Below are 1,360 nucleotides of genomic sequence, written 5' to 3'. Positions count from 1 at the left end.
GCGAGGTTGCGGAAGCCCAGCGCGGTGCCACGGAGGTGCTCGAGGCGGCCATTGATGGCCTCTGTTGGGCCGTTGCTGGTGCCGGGCCGGTCGAAGTAGGCCAGCACGTCCCCGGCCCGGCGTTTCAGAGTGCGGCCGAGCGTGATGACCTCGGTCAGCGAGGCTGGAACGTTGCCGGCGAGGTCCTGGATCACGGCGGTGAGTTGCTGCTTGGCGGCAACGCGATCGGGATTGCGGTATGCCTGGACGATCCGCTGGTAGATGCCCCAGGTCGCCTCCACTGCGGCGTGCTCGTCTGCGGCGAACACGCTGCTCAGGCGGCCGCACTGGCGATCGGTCAGGAGATCTGCGCCGGTGCGGAGGACTCGGCGGATCCCGTAGAGAGGATCCCCGGATCGGCCACGATGCCCGCAGGTGGTCTGCTGGATCCGTTGCCGGCAGCGGTCCAGTGCGTCACCGGCCAGGGCGACGACGTGGAACGGATCCATCACCGCGACGGCCTGCGGGATCTCTTCCGCAGCGGCGGTCTTGAAACCGGTGAACCCGTCCATCGCCACGGTCTCGATCCGGTCGCGGAAGCCCTGTTCCTGCTGGTCGAGCCAGGTCTTGAGCACCTTCTTCGAACGGCCGGGGACCATGTCCAGCAGCCTCGAGGCTCCGGTGCCATCGCGGACCGGGGTCAGGTCGATGATCACGGTGACGTACTTGTTACCGCCTCTGGTGTGGGACCAGACGTGCTCGTCCACGCCGAGGACCCGGACCCCCTCGAACCGGGCAGGATCGTTGATCAGGAGCTCGGAGCCGGCTTCGAGGACAGCGTCGTTCACGGTGTGCCAGGCGGTGCCGAGGTTCTCGGCGACCCGCGCGATCGACATCCGGTCGATGACCACGCTCTTGAGTGCCCAGAAGACCGCGTCGCGCGACAGCTTCGTGCGGGACGCGGCAGCGGCTGTGGTGTCCTGACGCCACACGGTGCAGCAGTCCGGGCAGCGGTAGCGACGCACTCTGACCTGCAGCATCGTCGGTCGCCAGCCGAGGGGGACGTGCACGATCGTCCTGAGGACCGTGCCGCGAGGAACTCCGGCCTGGCCGCAGCGATGGCACCACTGATCGTCCGCGAGGACCCGGCACTCCAGAACTGCCTGGCCCGTCTCGATGCGCTGGCCGGTGGCTGTGAGGCCGAGCCCGTCCAGGCCGCAGAAGGCATCGAGATCAGGGGACGAGAAGGTAGCGTGGGGCATGTCGAGGTCTTCCAGATGGCGAGCGTCAGAACTTCCATCATCGGGAGACCTCGACGTCTATCCCCGCACCGACGCGCCCACCCCGCCACCGACCGCTACACCCTCATCTGCGAAGAGCC

At 67.9% G+C, this 1,360-nt stretch carries 1 protein-coding gene; it reads right to left on the bottom strand.

What is annotated here, in order from left to right; all coding sequences use genetic code 11:
- A partial coding sequence (locus ACT3TZ_RS15140; RefSeq protein WP_444584239.1) for an ISL3-like element ISAar39 family transposase occupies nt 1-1,241 on the bottom strand: 1,241 nt, incomplete at its 3' end.
- Nucleotides 1,242-1,360 lie beyond the last annotated feature (119 nt).

It is taken from the genome of Brachybacterium sp. AOP25-B2-12 (assembly GCF_052378625.1).
In the GTDB taxonomy this organism is placed as follows: domain Bacteria; phylum Actinomycetota; class Actinomycetes; order Actinomycetales; family Dermabacteraceae; genus Brachybacterium.
The sequence above is the reverse complement of the archived record's forward strand: the minus strand, read 5'-3'. Positions and strand labels throughout refer to the sequence as shown.